19 protein-coding genes are annotated in these 20056 nt (G+C 39.4%); 4 read left to right on the forward strand and 15 right to left on the reverse strand.

The features are described from left to right. Positions 1-139: 139 nt before the first annotated feature. Both FXW34_RS07905 and FXW34_RS07910 read right to left on the reverse strand, forming a co-directional pair. On the reverse strand, positions 140-748 hold the full coding sequence (locus tag FXW34_RS07905; protein ID WP_147533436.1) for a methyltransferase domain-containing protein: 609 nt from the start codon (positions 746-748) through the stop codon (positions 140-142). Next, a complete protein-coding gene (locus FXW34_RS07910; RefSeq protein WP_147533437.1) occupies positions 741-2051 on the reverse strand; it encodes a hemolysin family protein in 1311 nt (436 codons plus the stop codon). Before FXW34_RS07910 ends, FXW34_RS07905 begins: the two co-directional genes overlap by 8 nt. A gap of 301 nt (positions 2052-2352) precedes the next feature. Here FXW34_RS07910 and efeO point away from each other — a divergent pair, with 301 nt between their 5' ends. From efeO to FXW34_RS07925, 3 genes are read left to right on the forward strand one after another with little or no spacing between them, the layout of a single operon-like run. Further along, positions 2353-3207 carry an iron uptake system protein EfeO gene (gene efeO, locus FXW34_RS07915; RefSeq protein WP_147533438.1) on the forward strand — a complete coding sequence of 285 codons (855 nt, stop codon included), beginning with the start codon at positions 2353-2355 and terminating at the stop codon, positions 3205-3207. Positions 3208-3210: 3 nt separating this feature from the next. Beyond that, complete coding sequence (gene efeB / locus FXW34_RS07920) at positions 3211-4473, forward strand: iron uptake transporter deferrochelatase/peroxidase subunit (protein ID WP_147533439.1); 1263 nt, start codon at positions 3211-3213, stop codon at positions 4471-4473. A gap of 12 nt (positions 4474-4485) precedes the next feature. Then, the gene (locus FXW34_RS07925) at positions 4486-6231 is read left to right on the forward strand and encodes an FTR1 family iron permease (protein WP_147533440.1); all 1746 of its coding nucleotides are present in this window, start codon (positions 4486-4488) and stop codon (positions 6229-6231) included. Between the two features lie 57 nt (positions 6232-6288). Here the strand turns inward: FXW34_RS07925 and FXW34_RS07930 are convergent, their stop codons facing one another. Both FXW34_RS07930 and FXW34_RS07935 read right to left on the reverse strand, forming a co-directional pair. Next, positions 6289-7071, reverse strand: a complete 783-nt coding sequence (locus FXW34_RS07930; RefSeq protein WP_187118881.1) for a TPM domain-containing protein — start codon at positions 7069-7071, stop codon at positions 6289-6291. Beyond that, on the reverse strand, positions 7071-7595 hold the full coding sequence (locus FXW34_RS07935; RefSeq protein ID WP_425457412.1) for a LemA family protein: 525 nt from the start codon (positions 7593-7595) through the stop codon (positions 7071-7073). Before FXW34_RS07935 ends, FXW34_RS07930 begins: the two co-directional genes overlap by 1 nt. A 296-nt stretch (positions 7596-7891) precedes the next feature. Here FXW34_RS07935 and FXW34_RS07940 point away from each other — a divergent pair, with 296 nt between their 5' ends. Continuing rightward, the gene (locus FXW34_RS07940; RefSeq protein ID WP_147533442.1) at positions 7892-9064 is read left to right on the forward strand and encodes a pyridoxal-phosphate-dependent aminotransferase family protein; all 1173 of its coding nucleotides are present in this window, start codon (positions 7892-7894) and stop codon (positions 9062-9064) included. A gap of 528 nt (positions 9065-9592) precedes the next feature. Here FXW34_RS07940 and FXW34_RS07945 read toward each other — a convergent pair. The 11 genes from FXW34_RS07945 to FXW34_RS07995 all read right to left on the reverse strand — a co-directional run bounded on the left by FXW34_RS07945 (position 9593) and on the right by FXW34_RS07995 (position 20024). Beyond that, a complete protein-coding gene (locus FXW34_RS07945) occupies positions 9593-10018 on the reverse strand; it encodes a DUF4395 domain-containing protein (protein ID WP_147533443.1) in 426 nt (141 codons plus the stop codon). A gap of 112 nt (positions 10019-10130) precedes the next feature. After that, positions 10131-11684, reverse strand: a complete 1554-nt coding sequence (locus FXW34_RS07950) for an NAD(P)H-hydrate dehydratase (protein ID WP_147533444.1) — start codon at positions 11682-11684, stop codon at positions 10131-10133. A 121-nt stretch (positions 11685-11805) separates the two neighbouring features. Continuing rightward, positions 11806-12288, reverse strand: a complete 483-nt coding sequence (locus FXW34_RS07955; protein ID WP_187118882.1) for a PepSY domain-containing protein — start codon at positions 12286-12288, stop codon at positions 11806-11808. Positions 12289-12387: 99 nt separating this feature from the next. Then, positions 12388-12954, reverse strand: coding sequence for a PepSY domain-containing protein (locus FXW34_RS07960; protein WP_147533446.1), 567 nt, complete (start codon positions 12952-12954; stop codon positions 12388-12390). Between the two features lie 60 nt (positions 12955-13014). Next, positions 13015-14373, reverse strand: a complete 1359-nt coding sequence (locus FXW34_RS07965) for a sensor histidine kinase (RefSeq protein ID WP_147533447.1) — start codon at positions 14371-14373, stop codon at positions 13015-13017. A gap of 5 nt (positions 14374-14378) precedes the next feature. After that, positions 14379-15083, reverse strand: coding sequence for a response regulator transcription factor (locus tag FXW34_RS07970; protein WP_147533448.1), 705 nt, complete (start codon positions 15081-15083; stop codon positions 14379-14381). Positions 15084-16212: 1129 nt separating this feature from the next. Next, the gene (locus FXW34_RS07975; RefSeq protein WP_187118883.1) at positions 16213-17127 is read right to left on the reverse strand and encodes a nuclease-related domain-containing protein; all 915 of its coding nucleotides are present in this window, start codon (positions 17125-17127) and stop codon (positions 16213-16215) included. Positions 17128-17266: 139 nt separating this feature from the next. Beyond that, complete coding sequence (locus FXW34_RS07980; protein WP_147533450.1) at positions 17267-18013, reverse strand: amino acid ABC transporter ATP-binding protein; 747 nt, start codon at positions 18011-18013, stop codon at positions 17267-17269. 17 nt (positions 18014-18030) lie between these two features. Continuing rightward, entirely contained in the window at positions 18031-18690 is a 660-nt protein-coding gene (locus FXW34_RS07985) for an amino acid ABC transporter permease (RefSeq protein WP_147533451.1), read from the reverse strand. Between the two features lie 120 nt (positions 18691-18810). Then, on the reverse strand, positions 18811-19602 hold the full coding sequence (locus FXW34_RS07990) for an amino acid ABC transporter substrate-binding protein (RefSeq protein WP_147533452.1): 792 nt from the start codon (positions 19600-19602) through the stop codon (positions 18811-18813). 191 nt (positions 19603-19793) lie between these two features. Continuing rightward, positions 19794-20024: a hypothetical protein gene (locus FXW34_RS07995; RefSeq protein ID WP_246140933.1), complete on the reverse strand. Its 231-nt coding sequence runs from the start codon at positions 20022-20024 to the stop codon at positions 19794-19796. Between the last annotated feature and the right edge of the window lie 32 nt (positions 20025-20056).

The raw sequence follows: 20056 nt of genomic DNA on the forward strand, positions 1-20056 counted from the left end.
CAAGTCATTGATTTACTTCAATTTCCGACGTTATCCCAATAATTAAAGAATAGCATCAGAATAAGCAACATAACTGGAGCAAAGACAACAACTTTTCAACAATTTTAATCACCGTTAACCAAACTTAATATGAACAATATTAGAATGATAATCGATAAATCAAAAATCTTTCGTTCTGATTACGCTCATATAAGCCCGGCACAATGACTTCCTTAGCTAATTCAAAGTTTGTTTGATTTTCTAAAAAATAAATATAGTCTTCAGAAACATAATACAAAACTAAATGAATCTCACGGGGATGGCTTTCTAGTGAGACTAAAATATGATTAACAATCACCCTAAAGATTTGAATAGAAAAAGGATTAAAGAAGTAAAAATAATTGTCGCTTGGGTCTATCAGATATTCTTCAGCTAAGCAGCAGTAAAAATCTATGTTCCCTTTTCGATGTTTATTTTTACGATAATATCGTTCCCGATTACTAATAGCCTCTTGATAAAATTCCTCGTTCATTTCAATCCCTACGACCTGGCTATTAAACAAATGATTAATAAAGAAATTTAAGCGTCCCTTCCCGCATCCAAAGTCGACAACCCGGTCGTTCGAGGTTAAGGGATAATACTGGAATAATGCTTCCAAGGCATGATATGGCGTTGGTTCATAGCGATGATAATGAAACGATTTCGTAAATCCTTTCTGGTCTCCACATGTTTTTATATTAAGCAATTCATCATAATACTGGTCATTCATCTTTTACGATTACCTTCACTTTCACTATTCGTCTTTCATTCATTTCCTCAATTAAAAATGTAATATTGCCAAATTCAATACTAGGTCGCTCTTGCGGGGCGGGAAAATACCCCAATTGACCAATAAGAAATCCACTTAAAGTATCGTAATCATCGGAAGGGAAATCCACCTTTAGGATTTCTTCAATCTCATAAAGATTGGTCATACCATCCATTATATATACACCTTCAGCAAGCTCTTCGACTTGGATGATTTCTGTTTCGGGATCATCATATTCATCAAAAATATTGCCGACAATCTCCTCAATTAAATCCTCCATCGTCACAATTCCATCCGTACCACCATATTCATCCAAGACTATCGCCATATGTACCTTATTTTTTTGCATATCTTTAAATAAAAAATCAATTCGGATTGATTCCAGCACATAGTACGGTTCACGAAGCAGTGAACGTAATTTGAAGTTCCCAGCATTCCCACTTTCGATAAACTGAAGTAAATCCTTCATATGTATAATTCCAATGATCTGGTCAATATTCTCTTCATAGACGGGGAATCTTGTATATTTTTCACAGTTCACCAGCTTTAGGACTCCTGGCAAATCCGTATCCACAGGTATCCCGACGATATTAATCCGGTGTGTCATAATATCGGAGACCGTCTTATTATCAAACTCAAAAATGTTATTAATCATTTCCTTTTCTGTTGCTTGAATTGTCCCTTTTTCTTTACCAGCATCGACCATCATCCTGATCTCTTCCTCAGTAACCTCCTCATCATGAGAATTCGGGTCAACCCCGAATAAGCGAACAACGAGATTCGTTGACATCGTTAAAAATTTTACAAAAGGTGCCGTCAGTTTCGATAGCCATGTTAATGGCATAACGGAAACAAAAGAAATAGCTTCAGCCTTTTGCAACGCTAGCCGCTTCGGTACTAGCTCCCCCAATACTAGCGTAAAATATGAAAGGATTAACGTAATGATAATCGTAGAAATCGTCTCCAGCGCCGCTTCATCTAGCGGGATTCCTAAATCGGCTAATACTTCAGCAAAACTGCTTGCGAAACTACCTGCTGCAAATGCACTCGCTAAAAAACCAGCCAAGGTAATCCCAATTTGAATTGTTGCTAAAAACCGGCTTGGTTCAGATAAAAGATTTAAGACTAGCTTCGCTCTTTTATCTCCGCCGTCTGACATCAACTTTATTTTATTGTCATTTAATGAAACAAGCGCCATTTCTGAAGCAGCAAAGAAAGCATTTATCAGTATAAGAACAATTAATATGATTACTTCTGCCCCCAAACTCTTACTCCCTCCTCTATTTCACCATTTTCACTACTATCATTATCTACATAAACATTATCGACTGTCATTATATTTCAATATTTGTACCAGTTTTGTACGAGGTTGTAGCATCACTGTCTTAGTATCGCTAAAAGCAGCAGCGATTATCACTTAGGAGCCTTTCTCCTTTACACCCCTTTAACACTATACTCATAGGGATAATATTCAATATTTGAAAAAGTTAGAAAAAAACAGTTGACTTCCTAACTGATAATGATTATCGTTATTAACAGATAATTCACAAAGGTAGGTATAAAGTATGAAAAATATCACTCGCATTACAGCATCTCTTATTCTTGCTGCTAGTTTATTAGTTGGCTGCAGCAGTAATGAAACATCAAATACAGATGAATCTAAATCTACAACAACAAAAGCGGATTTAACTAAACAACAACAAGAATATAAGGATTTTGCTTTAGAACAATTAGATCAATTTGTCATCAGCACAGAGGAATTTGTAAAAGCCGTACAAGCAGGCGATGTTGAAAAAGCGAAAGAGCTTTATGCTCCAGCACGGATGTTCTTCGAACGCTCAGAACCTGTTGCTGAAAGCTTTGGCGACTTAGACCCACGCATTGATGCACGTCTTGCTGATGTTAAAGATGAAGGCAAAGGCGAAGATGAATGGTCTGGTTACCATAAAATTGAGTACGGTTTATGGGTTGAAAATACAACTAAAGGTTACGAAGAAGTTGCCACACAATTATTAAATGATACGAAAGAGCTCCGTGCCAAAGTAGAAACGGTTGAAGTCACTCCTGATTTAATGATTACTGGTGCAGTTGATTTATTAAATGAGGTTTCTACTTCTAAAATCACTGGAGAAGAAGAAATCTATTCCCACACTGACCTTTACGACTTCAAAGCAAATATTGAAGGTGCAGAGAAAATCTTTGAAATTTTTAAATCAGAACTTAAAAAGAAAGATGCTGACCTTGTAAAAACATTGGATGCTAAATTTAAAGCAGTAAACGACCTATTAGCAAAATATGAAGATGGCAAAGGTGGCTATGTTTCTTTTGAGCAATTAACAAAAGAAGATACTAAAGCATTATCAGAAGCAGTCGATCAATTAGGTGAACCATTAAGTCAAATGGCAATCGTGGTGGAATAAGAAATGAAACAACAATCCGTTTTTAATAAAGAAGTATCCCGACGTAATGTATTAAAAACTGCGGGGATTGGCGGCGCCGGCATTATTCTAGGCGCCTCCGGTCTCGGTGGTGCGTTATCGGCAATGGGCGTTAACTTAAATATTAAAGATAATCCTAAATCAAAAAACAAAATCAACTTCTACGGTGCCCATCAATCCGGCATCGCCACCAAGAACCCTCAGCATGTTTATTTTGTTTCCTTAAATTGCATCGCTAAATCTAATAACGAACTGAAAGAGCTTTTCAAAACGTGGACAGAGGATAGTGTCCGTCTCATGAATGGCGAAGTAGCACTAGATGGAAGCAACACTCTTCTTCCACCGAAGGATACTGGAGAAACAGAAGGTTTAGAAGCTTCACATCTAACCCTCACATTTGGTGTTGGACCTTCACTTTTTGAAAAACCTGAATTAGGTCTTCAAAAACTAAAACCGAAGGAATTGCAGGACTTACCTCATTTTCCAAAGGACCAGCTCGACCCTCATTATACCGGCGGGGATATCTGTATTCAGGCCTGTGCGGACGATCCACAGGTGGCTTTCCATGCTGTTCGGAATTTAATACGCAATGGCCGTGGGAAAGTAACAATGAAATGGTCCCAAGCTGGATTCAATTCTTATCCTAAAATGGGTGGTAAACTAGAAACCCCTCGAAACCTGTTTGGATTTAAGGATGGAACAGTAAATCCAAATGTAGATGATGCAAAGGATATGAATTCAGTAGTTTGGGTGCAATCAGGTGATTCAAAAAATTGGCTTACAGGAGGAACATACCTCGCTGTAAGACGAATTCAAATGCATCTAGAAACTTGGGATCGTACAGCGCTTAAAGAACAAGAAGCCACATTTGGTCGTCATCGAGATAGCGGGGCACCAATTGGAAAAACGGATGAATTTGCTGATATGGATATTGATCGTAAAGATGAGGCTGGTAATCCAGTTGTACCAATAGACTCCCATGTATTTCTTGCTAAACAAGTGAAGGACAGGATGCTTCGTCGTGCTTTTTCATATTCTAATGGAATTCACTCAGAAACTGGTGCGTTTGATGCCGGTTTATTATTTATTTCTTTTCAAAAAAATCCTAGTCAATTCATCAATATCCAAAATAGCCTAGGTGCGCTCGATAAAATGAATGAGTATGTTACTCATCGTGGCAGTGCTTTATTTGCCTGTTTTCCAGGAATAAAAGAAGGTAGCTTCCTCGGGGCAGGATTATTCAGTTAAGGAGTCTTATTTATGAAAAAAATCATTATGATTTTTGCTCTATTATTTATATTTATCTCACCAATGCACCATTTCGCTGCTGAAGAAAAAGTTGATTTCGGTCCAATGTTCATCAGAATCGGTGAAGCGATAATGGTTACAAAGGCATCAGATTGGACCGGCGCCGAGACAGCAATAACAGAGTTAAAACTAGAATGGGAAAAAATCACAAAGACTGGCAGCAAGGAAGAAAAAGATGTGATAGATTCCCTTTTAGCCGCTGAGAAAGCCTTGAATGCGAAGGATCAAAAACTCCTGCTCGAGAAACTTTCTAATCTATCGAACGCACTTTTAGCCTATGACAAAAAGTTACATCCAGTTGACGTTGAGGCGAAGCGTCAGGAGTTTAAAACAGCAATTACCCCTGTCATGACTTCCCTAGAGGGAGCGATCGCAACAAAGGACGAGGAAGAACTCAATATAGTGTATAAACGACTATCTGCTACTTGGACTAAAAAGGAAAAAATCGTCCGCGAGCAAAGCATTGATTACTATGGTCAAATTGAAACAAAAATGGGTTTCTTGCGAATCGCCATAACAAAGGATGTTAAGGACTATTCCGAGATAGAACGGATTTATTCGGACCTTTCACAAACCATTAATGATTTTATCGATGGAAAAGAAACAAAACAGGTTTCTAACCAAAATCATTCGGTTCAGACTCTAGTAGACTTATTGGAAAAAGCACTAAAATCAATTGATAATGGCGAACCTGAACAGGCAACGACATCACTAGAAGAATTTCTAACGGTATGGCCATCTGTTGAAGGAGAAATCCAAACAAGAAACGGCGGATTGTATACGGAGCTTGAAAATAACATTCCAATTCTCGCTGGTAAGCTTTCATCTAAGAATACTGATTTGGAAGAGATTAAGGCTAAGATTCAGCAATATCTACAAGAGATTAGTTTAATCGAAAAGAAACAATACAGTGTTTGGGATGCAGCATTAATCATGCTACGCGAAGGCCTTGAAGCTCTCCTAATTGTCGCTGCCCTAATCGCATTTTTAAAGAAAATGAATGCAACAAAAGAACAGAAATGGATATGGATTGGTGCAGGTTTGGGAGTTGTTATGAGTGTCGTTGCTGCCATTATCATCAATACGATTTTTTCAGCAGCGATGGCAGGAGCAAATCGAGAAATCATTGAGGGCGCGACAGGAATTATTGCGGTACTCATGATGCTCGGTGTTGGCATATGGCTTCATAATAAATCCAACATAAACGCGTGGAACAAATATATTAATTCGCAAATGGGCAAAGCATTATCTACTGGTAGTGTACTGTCTATGGCGTTTATCAGCTTCTTATCTATTTTTAGAGAAGGTGCTGAAACAATCATCTTCTACACCGGAATGGCGCCCTCCATTTCAACTGAAAAATTACTTACTGGTATTGGCATCGCGATATTAATCCTTGTGGGTTTTGCTTTTGTCTTTATTAAATTTAGTACAAAGATTCCACTTGGTCCATTTTTCAAAGTGGCAACAGTGCTCATCTATGCATTAGCCTTTAAAATACTAGGCGTAAGCCTTCACGCATTGCAGCTTACAAATGTGATTAGCACCAATTTGATTAAGGACTTTCCAGTAATAGATTTAATCGGTTTTTTCCCAACCTGGGAAACACTCCTTCCTCAATTACTATTGATTGGAACCATTATCTTAACAATGGTAATTGTAGAGACTAAACATAAAAAAACAACCATAAGTGGTTAATTCAAGAAAAAGGACAGTCTTCACCAAATTAAAATTCCGGTGAGACTTGTCCTTTTTTTACCAACCACGCCCTGCACCGCCACCTCCAGAGGAGCCGCCTCCGCCCCCGCTAAAACCACCACCGCCGGAACCACCACCACCTCTGCCACCACGCATTAGAATTGACAAGAGAATGTGAGTAAGAAAGCCTCCGAAAAACTTAAAATCAAGAAACAAAACGACAACAACAATAATGATGAATAGCCAGGAAGGAATCCCCCCACCGCCATCTCCAGGATTCGCTACAGGTACTTGCGCTTGTCCTCCTGACGGTGCTTGTAATCCTTCTTGTCCATACTCAGACAGCACTTCATTTGCCAATATTTTATAAGTTTCTATAATGGCTCTATTTGGCTGTTGATTTTGAAGGTAAGGAATGGCATATTGATCGAGGATTCTCCCTGCTTTTCCATCGGGAATTCGCCCCTCTAAACCGTACCCAACCTCAATCCTTATTTGACGATCACTCAATGCTAGAACTAGCATAATTCCGTTATTCTCTTGAGCTGCCCCAATGCCATATTTACGAAACGCCTCATTCGCAAAATCGGTAATCGGAATATCTCCGGTTGTATCCACTGTTAAAACTGCCACTTGGGCAGAGGTTTGCTGCTCAAGCGCTCGACCCATGTTAATTAAATCGGCACGTTCCTGAGCTGTTAATATATTGGCAAAATCCTGAACGTAAATATCTCCAACCGGTGCTGGTATGTTTAGTTCTTCAGCCTGCCCTATTCCCCCAAAAAGAAGCAAAGAAATGCTGAGCATGACGATTCCACGTAAGAACCGCAACCCGATCATTATTCATTTCCTCCAAAATCCACTTCAGGAGCTTCTTCCGCTTTTGGATCTGCTTTAAAATATTCTTTCTCGTCAAAGCCAGTAACACCGGCCACTACTACTCCAGGAAAGCTTTTTACTTTTTTATTATAAATCGCTACCTCATCGTTATAATCCTTCCTTGCGACGGAAATTCGATTTTCCGTACCTGCCAATTCATCCATTAACTGTGTAAACTGCTTGTCTGCTTTTAAATCCGGATAATTTTCAACAACAACCAATAAGCGGCTTAATGCTCCTGATAGCTCAGCGTTAGCGTTTGCCTCCTCTTCTGGGGATTTTGCCCCTGCAAGTCTTGCTCGTGCATCTGAAATGTCTGAAATAACATCTTTTTCATGGCTCGCATACCCTTTTACGGTATTCACCAAATTCGGAATTAAATCGAGCCGTCTTTGCAATTGATTTTCAATTTGACCATAAGACTGATTAACATTTTCCTCCAAGTCAACAAAATTGTTGTAGCTGTTCATTAACATCACGCCCATGATTACTAACGCTGCCACCACAACCCCAAATCCCAACAAAGCTTTTCTCAAAATAAACACACTCCTTTTCATTTAGTATGGATGTTTGAAATTTATTCTATTTAACGCCGAGAAATAATATTAATATAGAAAAGTTATTTGGACGTTGCATTCTCCCCTATACATAATTTGGTATTATTTTGTCCAAAATTAGAAGAATTAAGAGGATATTTGCTTTAGTATAGCGAAATGTTTATTGTGCCTATTTTTAGAAATGGTTACTTTTTATTATGGTAAAAAAATTAGGGGGATAATATATGACGGAAAAAGAACTGTTGCTTATACCTGGACCAACACCTGTTGTTGACTCGATTTACGATGCGTTGGCACAAGAAACTTTAGGTCACACAGACCCTCGCTTTGCAGCGGTTTATCGCAATGCTATTAAGCAAACAAAGGATATGTTCAAAACTGACGGAGAAGTATTTGTAATTGCAGGTTCGGGAACAGTAGCGATGGAAATGGCCCTAGTCAATACAATTGCTGCCGGGGAAAAACTATTAGTCATTAGCCATGGCTATTTTGGTGATCGTTTTATTAAACTTGGCGAAGCGTTTGGCATCGAAGTTGATGTTGTTCAGGCTGAATGGGGAAAACAAGTTTCACTTGAAGCTGTACAAGAAAAACTGTCATCCCAACAATTTAAAGCGGTTACAATCACCCATGCTGATACTTCAACTGGGGTAGCGGCAAATATAGAAGAACTTGTTCCTATTATAAAGGAGCATGGTGCTTTGGTTATTTTAGACGGGGTTTGTGCTACTGCAGCGATGGAAGAAAATATGAGTAAAGAATACGGTGCTCCTCATGCAAAAATTGATATTGTCTTAACTGGCTCACAAAAAGCGATTGGTGTTCCACCAGGCTTAGCCGTTGTAGCTTTTAACCAAACTGCATTAGCTGCCCGTAAGCAATTGACACATGTTCCTGCATATTATTGCGATATCGAAAATTGGATTCCAATCATGAACGATCCACAGAAATATTTTGCCACTCCACCAGTAAACCTAATCTACGCCTACGATGAGGGAATGAGATTAGTTTTGGAGGAAGGCTTAGAAACGAGATATAAGCGCCACGAGGCCTTCGGGCGCGCAGTTCGAGGAGCACTATCTGTTTACGGAATGAAGGCATTAGCTGATGAAAATGCAGCAGCTGCTACATTAAGCTGTATTTTATATCCGGAAGGAATGGATGACGCCGCATTCCGTTCAACATTAGCTGAGAAAGGCGTTGTCGTCGCTGGAGCACTTGCTCATTTAGCCGGAAAAGCCTTCAGGATTGGTCATATGGGTAACACTACCGAAGAAATGCTCGAAAAAGCAATCGGTTTAATCGGCGAAACGATGAATGAGCTAGGGTTTGAGGTGGACATTAAAGCGGCAACAGAACGATTCAATGAATTGGTCTCTGTTCGCGGAGCGGTTTAAATCTCTCGATAAATGTGTATAGGGATTTAAATTTAATCTGGAGTTAAATTGGTGCATGAAAGACTTCAGAAATTTAACTAAAAGAAGCTGGGACAGAACTAAATGATTTTATGTTTAAATTCATTGGTGATTTTCAGGAAGGTATGAGAAAAAATAAGCGGAGAATTTCCCGTTATTGTATGTAAGGGGCGCTAATTAATCCGAAATAAGAGGAGAATTTCCGCTTAACTGCTCCCAAAAAGACAAAATAAAGTGATTTTTATGAAATAAGGGGAAAAACTCCTGTTATTTAAAGGGAAATATGGGTATTTCCCAAAATAAGCGGAATTCTTCCGCTTATTTTTAAATACAAGTAAATCAACATTCGGGTTAACAAACTCCCGTGCAAAAAAATTTGCACACAGTTATTTCAAGGTAGTGCCTATTGAAAAAAAGAATAAAAAAACCGAACTATTTGGGAATTCTATGTAAGAATTTCCTAATAGTTCGGTTTTTTATTTAGCTGAAATACTTATGTCCCAGCCTCTTTTAATGTTGTGTTCGACGATATTGGAATTGCTTCCATTGAAACAAAATAAAGCAGCCGATGCAAAAACCAAGTAATGCAACTGACGCCGCAATCCCGACCATAGCAGTAAAAATATATCCAAGTAGATCAATATTAAACAAGAAGCCGCTATAACCTAATCCTAAACAAATGACTGCAATCGTCTGATTAAACTTTTGTTGTTCCCAATCTTCTGGTACATAGGCGTTAATGTCCTTTGTTAGAAATAGCTTAGCAACTCTCATAATTGGATTGAATTGAAACAAAAGACCGAGGAGTCCCGAAACAAACGGGATTAACAATATCCATTCCTTGCCAGTTAGCCAGGTGAAAACAACACTTAACACAATCACCCATTGATTTGTTGTTACCAGCGGACGAGGAATCGACTTAATCATATTGGTCATTTTAATCCCGACCTTTCTTATATGTTTTACTTATTTTATATATATTATTATATTATTAATTTTTTGTCTATATAAAAAAAAGAAACCTCAGCTGAGGCTCCCTTGATAAAGGTTAATATATTAATCTTTTTAACTGCTCACAAACACCATTAATTATATCTAATGGTAATACCCCGTAACTTGATAATTCCTTTCCTTTCTCTACTCCTGCCCTCGCATGCAAATAACTAGCAGCTACTAGTGAGTCCATCGGTTGTGCCCGTTGAGCAAGAAACGACGCTATCAAACCGGTCAGCACATCTCCGCTACCGCCTTTACCTAATGCATCGTTTCCATGTGGATTTATGTAGAGTTCACCGTCTGGTGAAGCGATGATTGAGCGATGACCTTTTAACAGCAAATAAACCTGGTTTTCTTTTGCAAAGTTTTTAGCTATTTCAATTCGGTTTGCTTCTACCTCTTTTACGGTAGTATTAAGTAATGTTGCCATTTCGCCTGGATGTGGGGTAAAAATGACAGTGCCATTGTATCGTCTAACCAACTCAAAATCATTCCTTAATAAATAAAGTGCATCAGCATCAACAACAATAGATTGACCTGTAAGTTTTTCAAAAAACGACCTAATCCACTTTTCTCCATCAGGAAAACGGCTCATTCCTGGTCCTATCGCGATGCAATCGATTTGAGGTAGCTTTTCGCACAACTTTTCAATTGCTGAAAAAGCAAAATGTCCATCAGTTTCTGGTAGTGGTAAAAATAATGCTTCAGGATTTTGAGCAGCTGCCATATGATAAATGCTCTCAGGAATACCCAGTGTTACTAAACCTGCTCCTGATTTTAGCGCCGATTTTGCCGTGAATAGAGGTGCTCCCACATATGATTTTGAACCACCTACAACTAGAACATGACCAAACGTACCTTTATGACCATGCTGTGTTCGAGTTGGAATAGCCTGCATAACGAGTGCTTCTGTGATTAATTTTGGTAAAATAAAGCCTAAATCCGCAGCAATTTGTGGTGGCACAGAAATGTCTACTGCTTTCCACTCCCCGATATACTTCGGTCCATCCTGGAGGAAAAAGCCCAACTTCGGAAAAACAAACGTAACCGTCTTTTCCGCTTTTATCGCTACTCCTTCAACCTTACCGGTGTCACTGCTGACCCCTGAAGGAATATCAACGGAAATGACTGATTTTTGTGGCGCAATTTCATTTACCAGTTCAATTACCGCTTTGAATGGCTCACGAACGGGACCGTTCACACCAGTTCCCAGAATACAATCAACGATGATATCAGCACGTTGCAATTCTGTCTTTATTTTTTCAAAATCGGAATCTTGAAGGTGCAGAATGGGTAATTGCCGCTTTATGTATACATCAAAATGAACCTTGGCATCCCCTGTAATTCGCTCAGGGGGAACCAATAGGCACAAAATTACATCCCTACCTAAATCAATTAATCTTCGAGCAATCACAAACCCATCTCCGCCATTGTTCCCTCCACCTGCTAGTACAACGATTCGTGCGTTTTCACAAGGGGCGCTATCTAGGATTTCATCAACCACTTTAGCCCCGGCGTTTTCCATTAACACAATCCCCGGCAAACCAAGTGTATCCATCGTATAACGGTCCATTTGCTGCATTTCCTTTTGCCCAGCGATAAACATAACGCAACCTCCTCCTCGTTATCATTTTACAAAAATTACAGTCTGTTCACTAATTTTAAGAGAAAAAAAGCATAACCTGCCAACTCGGCTGGGCTATGCTTAAGCTCAAATCTATATATTGTTAATCATCATCGTTGTTGTCATCATATTTGTCGTCATTACGATCATCATCGTATCTGTCATCATCGTACCAATCATCGTCATATCGGTCGTCATCATGCTCTTTTGATAAAATCTCACCAGTATTAGCATCAATCTTGTACTCGACTTTTGCTTGACCCGTAACGACATCAATTTCATAGTAGCCGTCATCATCTAATTCAACTTTTGCGACCTCTCCAGGTGTATCATCTGTTGCAATCTTAATCGCTTCATCCTTCGTAATTTCTACATTCTTTATTTGCTCAATTGCGATGTCACTATCGTCACCAAAAATGCGGTCGTCATCCAAATAATCATCAACTTTATTAATTTTAACCTTAATATCATTTTTTGCACTTTCTATCTTTGTATTATCTTGTTCACTTGCAAGTGCACCGACACCTACAACTCCACCAAACAACACTAATCCAGTCATAACCCCAATTATCAGTTTACGTTTCATTTGTTTTCCCCCTTTATTGTTGTTATCTACAATATAAACAACGAAAATGAGGAAACTCATAAAGTAAAATGAGAATTTGATGAGAAAAGGCTAAAAGTTTTAATCATCCCAGGAAATTGATACAACTTCTCCGGTAAGTCCATGAATTTGAACGGTTCCCTCCTCGCCATCGTCCCGCTCCACTTCAACAAAATAATAAATAACGCCATCGATATCCTTTGTTTCGAACTCATCAATTGTGCCGTTAATTTGCTGTAAAGCGATCTCCTTCGCCTCTTCCTCAGAAATGAGTTGAGCCTGATGATCCGTTGGCGGAGAATTTGTATCCGTTTGTTGCTCAGTTGGCCCCTCCTTGTTCCCCTTATTTTCTGGTTGCTTGGAAATCTGATTATTAAGCTTTGTTAAACTACCAATCTCCCCTGTTTCCCGATTGATTTCTACTTCAAAGCTTCCTGCATCAAGTTCTAATTCAAACACAAATAATTGATTTTGCTCGCGAACCTTTACGATTTTACCATTATATAAACTTTCAACTTTACTCCTTGCTTGTTTTTCCGTTAACAATTCGGCTGCGGTCAGATTCGTAAAAAGCTGCCAAACCACCACTCCAGCAATAATTATGACCACTGCTATAAGCGCAAGGCGTTTCGGTTGTATTTGAGTCATTTATATCCCACCTATCTCACTCATTCCTTTTCGTTTACTATACTAATTTAAAATGAGAATTTACTGAGGATTGGCGGGCAGCAGCAATATTTTAGCCTTCGTACCAACCCCTTCCGTGCTTTCGATTTGAAGCTCTGCACAGGTTGCCTCGGAAATCTCCTTCGCAAGTGCTAAACCGAGACCAAATCCACCTGTTTGTCGAGTGCGGGCTTTATCAACTCGATAAAATCGATCAAATATTTTTTCTAATTCAGCTGGCGGAATCCCAATTCCACGGTCACAAATTTCCACAGCAACCTTTTCTTTATTTTTCAAAATAACGACTTCAATAAAATCTTCGCTATATTTTCGGGCATTATCCAACAAAATGTATAATAGTTGTTTCAACTTTTGTTGGTCGGCTCTTACATAATCCTCCGCCTCAATTCGCAGTTTAATTTCGCGCTGATAAGCTTTCTGAAAGGAACGCACCAGCTCGGTGATAATCGGCGTCAACCGTATATCTTCTAGCTCTATTTTCCATTGTTCATCATGCCTGGCCATTAACAGTAATTGCTCCGTTAAGTCCTTCATCCGGATCGCTTCAGAATGTATCGCCTGAACCGATTCCTCAAACAGCTCAGGCTGCTCCTTCCCCCTTCGTTTCAAAAGAGAGGCATAAGATTCAATCACTGTTAAAGGTGTTTTCAATTCATGGGAAGCATTCGAGATAAACCTGCCTTGTTTCTCGTAGTTCATCTCTAGCAATTCGATCATCCTGTTGAACGTCCTTCCCATCTGATACAGTTCATCCTTTGATTCCTTAGGCAAGCTAATTCGCTTAAAGCGACTACTTTCAATGATTTCACTCATAGTGATGATCATAGATGTGATGGGACGAGTAATAAAATTCCCGAGGAGCCGCGATGAAATTATAACCGGAACCGTCGCAATGACTGTCACAGCAATTAATATTATTTTTAGCATAGCAAGCATGTCAGCAGTCGTTTTTAGGCTTTCGGTCAGTTGCATCGCCACTACTTCTCCATCATTCCAAACGATGGGCATAGATACAAATGCATGGGGAATCCCATTCATTTCAACGATTTCATTTACTTCTTTTTGATAAAATTTAACTGGTGTGTCGCGGAGACTTTGCTGTTCGGGTACAACAACACCCGCTCCTCGCTTACCGTCACTTTTCACCATTTGCAGCATCCCATTAATCGGTACATATGCCTGCAGTAGCTCTTTAGGTGGAACTGGGGTTTCAGTTTGGTTTATTCCCTTAACTGCCCGTGCCGCCTCATCCATAGTCCGTTCCAATTCCTTTTGAAGCATCATCTTACTAAAAGAAAAATAGATAGACCCATTAATAAAGATGAGTAAAATGATAAATAGCACTGTTGTATAAAGATTGATTCGATTCTTTAGCTTCATATGCATTAAGCATCCTTTAATACATAGCCTACACCACGTACGGTGTGAATAAGTGTCGTATTGTAAGGCTTGTCTATTTTGTTTCTTAAATAACGAATATACACATCAACAATATTTGTATCCCCATAATAATCGTAGCCCCAAACACCATTTAAGATTTGTTCCCTACTGAGGACTTGGCGAGCATGCTTCAACAAATATGCCAATAAATCAAACTCTCTCGGTGTGAGTTCGATTGACTCTCCCATTATTTGCACTTCATGAGTCATTTCACTTAGCTTTAATTCAGCGATTTGCAGCCAATTCTGTTCTATTTCAATTTGCTGTTGCTTCGGCTTGGGTTGATTCAACCTTAAGGCAACGCGGATTCGCGCCAATAATTCTTCAATCTGAAATGGCTTAGTAACATAGTCATTCGCACCAAGGTCCAATCCTGATACTTTATCTTCAACAGATGATTTTGCCGTCAGCATAATGACTGGCGTCGATTGATCATTGCTGCGAATCCTGCGGAGCAGCTCTATTCCACTTATGCCCGGCAGCATCACATCCAATAAAATAAGATCCCAATCTTGTTCCTGAACCAGCTGAAATCCATTTAGTCCGTCCAACGCCTTGCCTACTTCATAACCCTCGTATGTAAGCTCTAGCTCCAAAACTCGGGCAATCTTCTCCTCGTCCTCCACAACTAAAATCCTTGGCTTTGTCATGCTGATCTCCTTTTTGAATGTTTTTTCTGAATTTACTGTTAATTTTATCATTTGTGAGGGGGTTTTTGAAATTTGCTGGAATGGGATATGAAGAGATGTACTTAGTTTTCCTCAAAAAAACGCGCATGGATTCACACCCAAGCGCGTTTCTCTCTAATATTTAGTTTCTATTACTCTCGTTACAAAAATCGCTATTGAGTCGTAACTGCCTCATAGTTTCTCTCTATGTGACCGTTTTCTATCCTCTACCCGAAAATCGGGCACGTAGGCCTTCTCTACGTGACCGTTTTCCACTCACTTTCCATGATTCGGGCACGTAGAATCTCTCTACGTGACCGTTTTCTATCCTCTACCCGAAAATCGGGCACGTAGGCCTTCTCTACGTGACCGTTTTCCACTCACTTTCCGTGATTCGGGCACGTAGAATCTCTCTACGTGACCGTTTTCTATCCACCTTCCGTGATTCGGTCACGTAGAATCTCTCTACGTGACCGTTTTCTATCCACTTTCCATGATTCGGGCACGTATACCTTCTCTACGTGACCGTTTTCCACTCACTTTCCGAAATTCGGTCACGTAGAATCCCTCTACGTGACCGTTTTCTATCCACTTTCTATGATTCGGGCACGTATACCTTCTCTACGTGACCGTTTTCCACTCACTTTCCGAAATTCGGTCACGTAGAATCCCTCTACGTGACCGTTTTCTATCCTCTCCCTGAAAATCGGTCACGTAGAATCTCTCTACGTGACCATTTTCTATCCTCTCCCCGAAATTCGGGTACGTAGAATCTCTCTACGTGACCGTTTTCCACTCACTTTCCGTGATTCGGGCACGTAGAATCTCTCTACGTGACCGTTTTCCACTCACTTTCCGTGATTCGGGCACGTAGAATCTCTCTACGTGACCGTTTTCTATCCTCTACCCAAAAATCGGGCACGTAGGCCTTCTCTACGTGACCATTTTCTATCCTCTCCCCGAAATTCGGGCACGTAGAATCTCTCTACGTGACCATTTTCTATCCTCTCCCCGAAATTCGGGTACGTAGAATCTCTCTACGTGTCCTATCTCCAATCACTCTCCAAAAATCCTGCACATAAAAGAAAACTCATATGTAACCCATCCCATACTATTCATAATAGACCCATTTACCATATCCAATTAAGCTAAAATGCTTTATTAAAATTTTCCTAATTACCTTTTTGGAATACAGCTTGTTACACCATTCATAAATTATACTTGTTGTTATTTTTATCTCCGGAAATAACAGCCGCACTTCCTCCACACTCCGCACAACCGCTGACTCAACACTTTCCACGGTTCCACAATGCAAACATTCCATCATAGACCCACTAACATTAACAGCCAACGAACCACAGCAAGCTGACATAAGCCCTTTGCGCAGCGAATCCCAAGAATACCGCGGTAAATCCCTTATAGGAAAATCCGTAATATGCTCTTTCAAAAGAAAATCTGCTAACTTCCGATGACTGTCATTAAGAACGTCTGGCTTCGAATTTAATTCCTTAATAAAATTATTTAATTGTGGAAAATATACAATGGGTTCATCAAGGGGAGCTTGGTATAAATAGAATTCTGGATTAATAAACACAACATATCCTTCGACATGAAGCGAAAATCCATTTTTACGCAATAGTTTTCGTAGCATTGTTTGAATGCGGTCTAGTTGATGTAGAGGATTTTTGATTTCACTTTTCGTTTTGCAGCTATAAAAATTGTTGTCTTGGTAATAGTAATTTCCATCGGAGTTTTTAATTTCAAAGGGGATGATTGAATGTTGGGTAATGAGCGTTGAATCAATTTGAAAGATTGTACCGTCACACTTTAATAGCAAGTCATTCAGCACATAAAACCTATTATCGAGTCCGGCCCTTTCTAATACTTGATCGAATTGAACCTCACCATCAAAGCCTTTTTTCATAAATAGATAGCGGTTTTTTTCTTGAGTAGTTAATTCCATTCTTGCATTTAATAACCTTAACATCTTTAATTCCTTAGATTCTTCACGATTCTTATAAGCCATATTCCACATCCTTTCTGTTTTTATTTTATAAAAATAAAGATAGCTATTCACATGAACATTATGTGAATTTTCAAAACACAAATCTCTCCCATAAAAAAAGCACCCCACCTTGGAGTGCTTCAAAATCAACGATAAAAAATCATTTATAACTCCGCTGCAAGAACGCCTTTGTCCGTTCCGACTTAGGATTCACAAAAAACTCATCAGGATGACCTGATTCAATGATTTCACCGTTATCCATGAACATAACACGATTGGCAACTTCACGGGCGAATCCCATTTCGTGCGTAACGACGATCATCGTCATATGCTCTTCTGCGAGCTTTTTCATTACCTGAAGAACCTCACCAGTTAACTCGGGATCCAACGCTGATGTCGGCTCGTCAAATAACAAAATTTCCGGATTCATCATTAATGCGCGGGCGATTGCGACCCGTTGTTTTTGACCGCCTGATAAATTAGCAGGATAGGCTGCGGCACGCTCCTCTAGACCGATTTTTCGCAAAATTTCCGAGCTCCGTTTAGAAATCTCAGCCGAACTTTCCTTCTTGACTAGTTTCGGGGCAAGTTCAAGGTTTTCTTTTACCGTCAAATGCGGAAATAGATTGAAGTGCTGGAACACCATCCCCATTTTTGTTGTAATCCGCTTTAGCTCCTGTGGCTTCGAGTAAACGCCGTCCTTGACGAGGTAATCTCCGTCTACTTTAACTGTTCCACCATTTATTTCCTCGAGATGAACCAATCCGCGCAGCATCGTACTTTTCCCTGAACCGGAGGGACCAATGACGGCTACTACATCATTTTTATTTACTTCAAAGGTAATTTGTTTGAGGACTTCGACGTCGCCAAACGATTTCTTCATATTCGATACTTCAATGATCGCCATGTTTTGTTCCCTCCTCCTTATTGGAATGTATACCGCTTTTCGATCCATTTAAAGAATGCGCTCAAGATTAACGTCATTACTAGATAAATGACCCCCGCCACAAAGAACGGCACAATCGTAAAGTCACGATTTACCGCGGTTTGGGCGAAATGCAATAATTCCGGTACGGCAACTGCATACAAAAGCGCGGTGTCCTTCACGAGCGTGATTGATTCATTCGCAACTGCGGGTAAGGCAATTCGAAACATTTGCGGAAGGATGATTCTCGTCGTTGTTTGCCATTTGTTAAAGCCAAGTACTTTTGCTGCTTCGTATTGACCTTTATCGATTGCTAGCAGGCCGCCGCGGAAGATTTCCGCAAAATACGCTGCGTAGTTTAAAATAAAGCCGATACAGGCTGCGACAAATCGGTCAAACACCAAGTATTCTCCAATAACCGGAATCATCGGCAGACCAAAGCATATTAACAATAATTGAAGCAACAGCGGCGTTCCACGCATGACATAAATATAAGTTTGTGCGAGCCAGGCAAAAGGCTTAATACTGCTGCGCACCGCCAATGTTAAAATAAATCCAAGCGGAATAGATAAGACGATACAAATGACGAACAAAAGAACCGTCATTTGCGCGCCTTCAAGCATCGGCATAAGAATGGTACGAATGTAATCAAAAGACATACAGGATTCCTCCAAAAAGAAATAGGCAAGCCGCCATCCAATAGGCGAACTTAGTTAACCTCATCATTCAAAACAAAACAGGGTTCCCGGTGGAAATCCTGTTCTGCTTCATCGTTTCTATTATTTTAAAACCTTGTCTTCACCAAACCATTTTTTCGAAATTTCAGCTGCGGTACCGTCTTCGTTCATTTCATCAAGCGCTTTTTGAAGCTTTTCTAGCAATTCTTCATTGCCTTTCTTCACACCAATTCCATATTCCTCTGGTGCAAGTGCTTCATCCATTACTTTGAACTTTTCATTTTCTTTTGTCATGAAATAATTAATGACGATTTCATCAATGACAACTGCATCGATACGACCTGATTTTAAGTCGCTTAATGCTAGGACATTATCTTTGAATTCTGTTACGGTTTTGATTTTTTCGTTAATAGGATTTGCGTTTAATGCATCAGCCGCTGAGGATAGCGCTTGAAGACCAACCACTTTTCCTTCTAAGTCAGCAAGCTTCTCAATTTTTGAGTCAGCTAAAGTTACGACAACTTGATCATTTTTTAAATAAGGCTTTGTGAAAAGTACCTTTTCTTTACGTTCGTCAGTAATAGTGTAACCGTTCCAAATTAAGTCAATTCGTCCAGAGCTAAGCTCAGACTCTTTCGTTTTCCAATCGATTGGTTGAAATTCAACTTCTACGCCCATTTTTTCAGCTGCTGCTTTTGCGTAATCAATGTCAAAGCCAACAATTTCATTCTTTTCATCACGGAAACCCATTGGTGCAAATGCATCATCAATTCCAATTACTATTTTTTCGCCTTTATCCTTATCACCGTTCTTAGATGAATCGGAATCTGAACATCCCACAAGGAGTCCGAAGATTGCTACGAGAGAAAATAACATAATCGCCAAACGCTTCATTAGTATGACTACCACCTTTTAATAAAATTATGATTAGTTCGATTTGCTTTAGTACGTTAACATATTACCATATTATCATATTAGCATAATATAACGCTATAACAATATTTTAAAAAATCGCATTCAAAATCTGACAATTACGATTATCCATAAAAAAAGCTGAGGGATCCGTTCATCCCTTCAGCTTTCGTTTATTTTTGTTTTAATTCTTTTAACTCATCCATTAACTGTTTCGTACGTTTGGCATTTCCTTGCGCAAAATTTTCGAGGCGTTCCTTTAGCTCGGCATCATCGTGGATTCTTTCAGCCGTAATTAAATAAGTTCTCATTAAATCCTCTTCGATTTCGATGGAATGCTTTATTACATCCTCTAAATTATCCATTTCTCCACCATTGCTTCCATTAAATACTTCTAAGCTCACCTGAATCCCTCCTGTTCTCCTAATATCCTTCT

Origin of the sequence: Bacillus marasmi (assembly GCF_902168435.1) — a bacterium.
Taxonomy (GTDB): Bacteria; Bacillota; Bacilli; order Bacillales; family Cytobacillaceae; genus Bacillus_BU; species Bacillus_BU marasmi.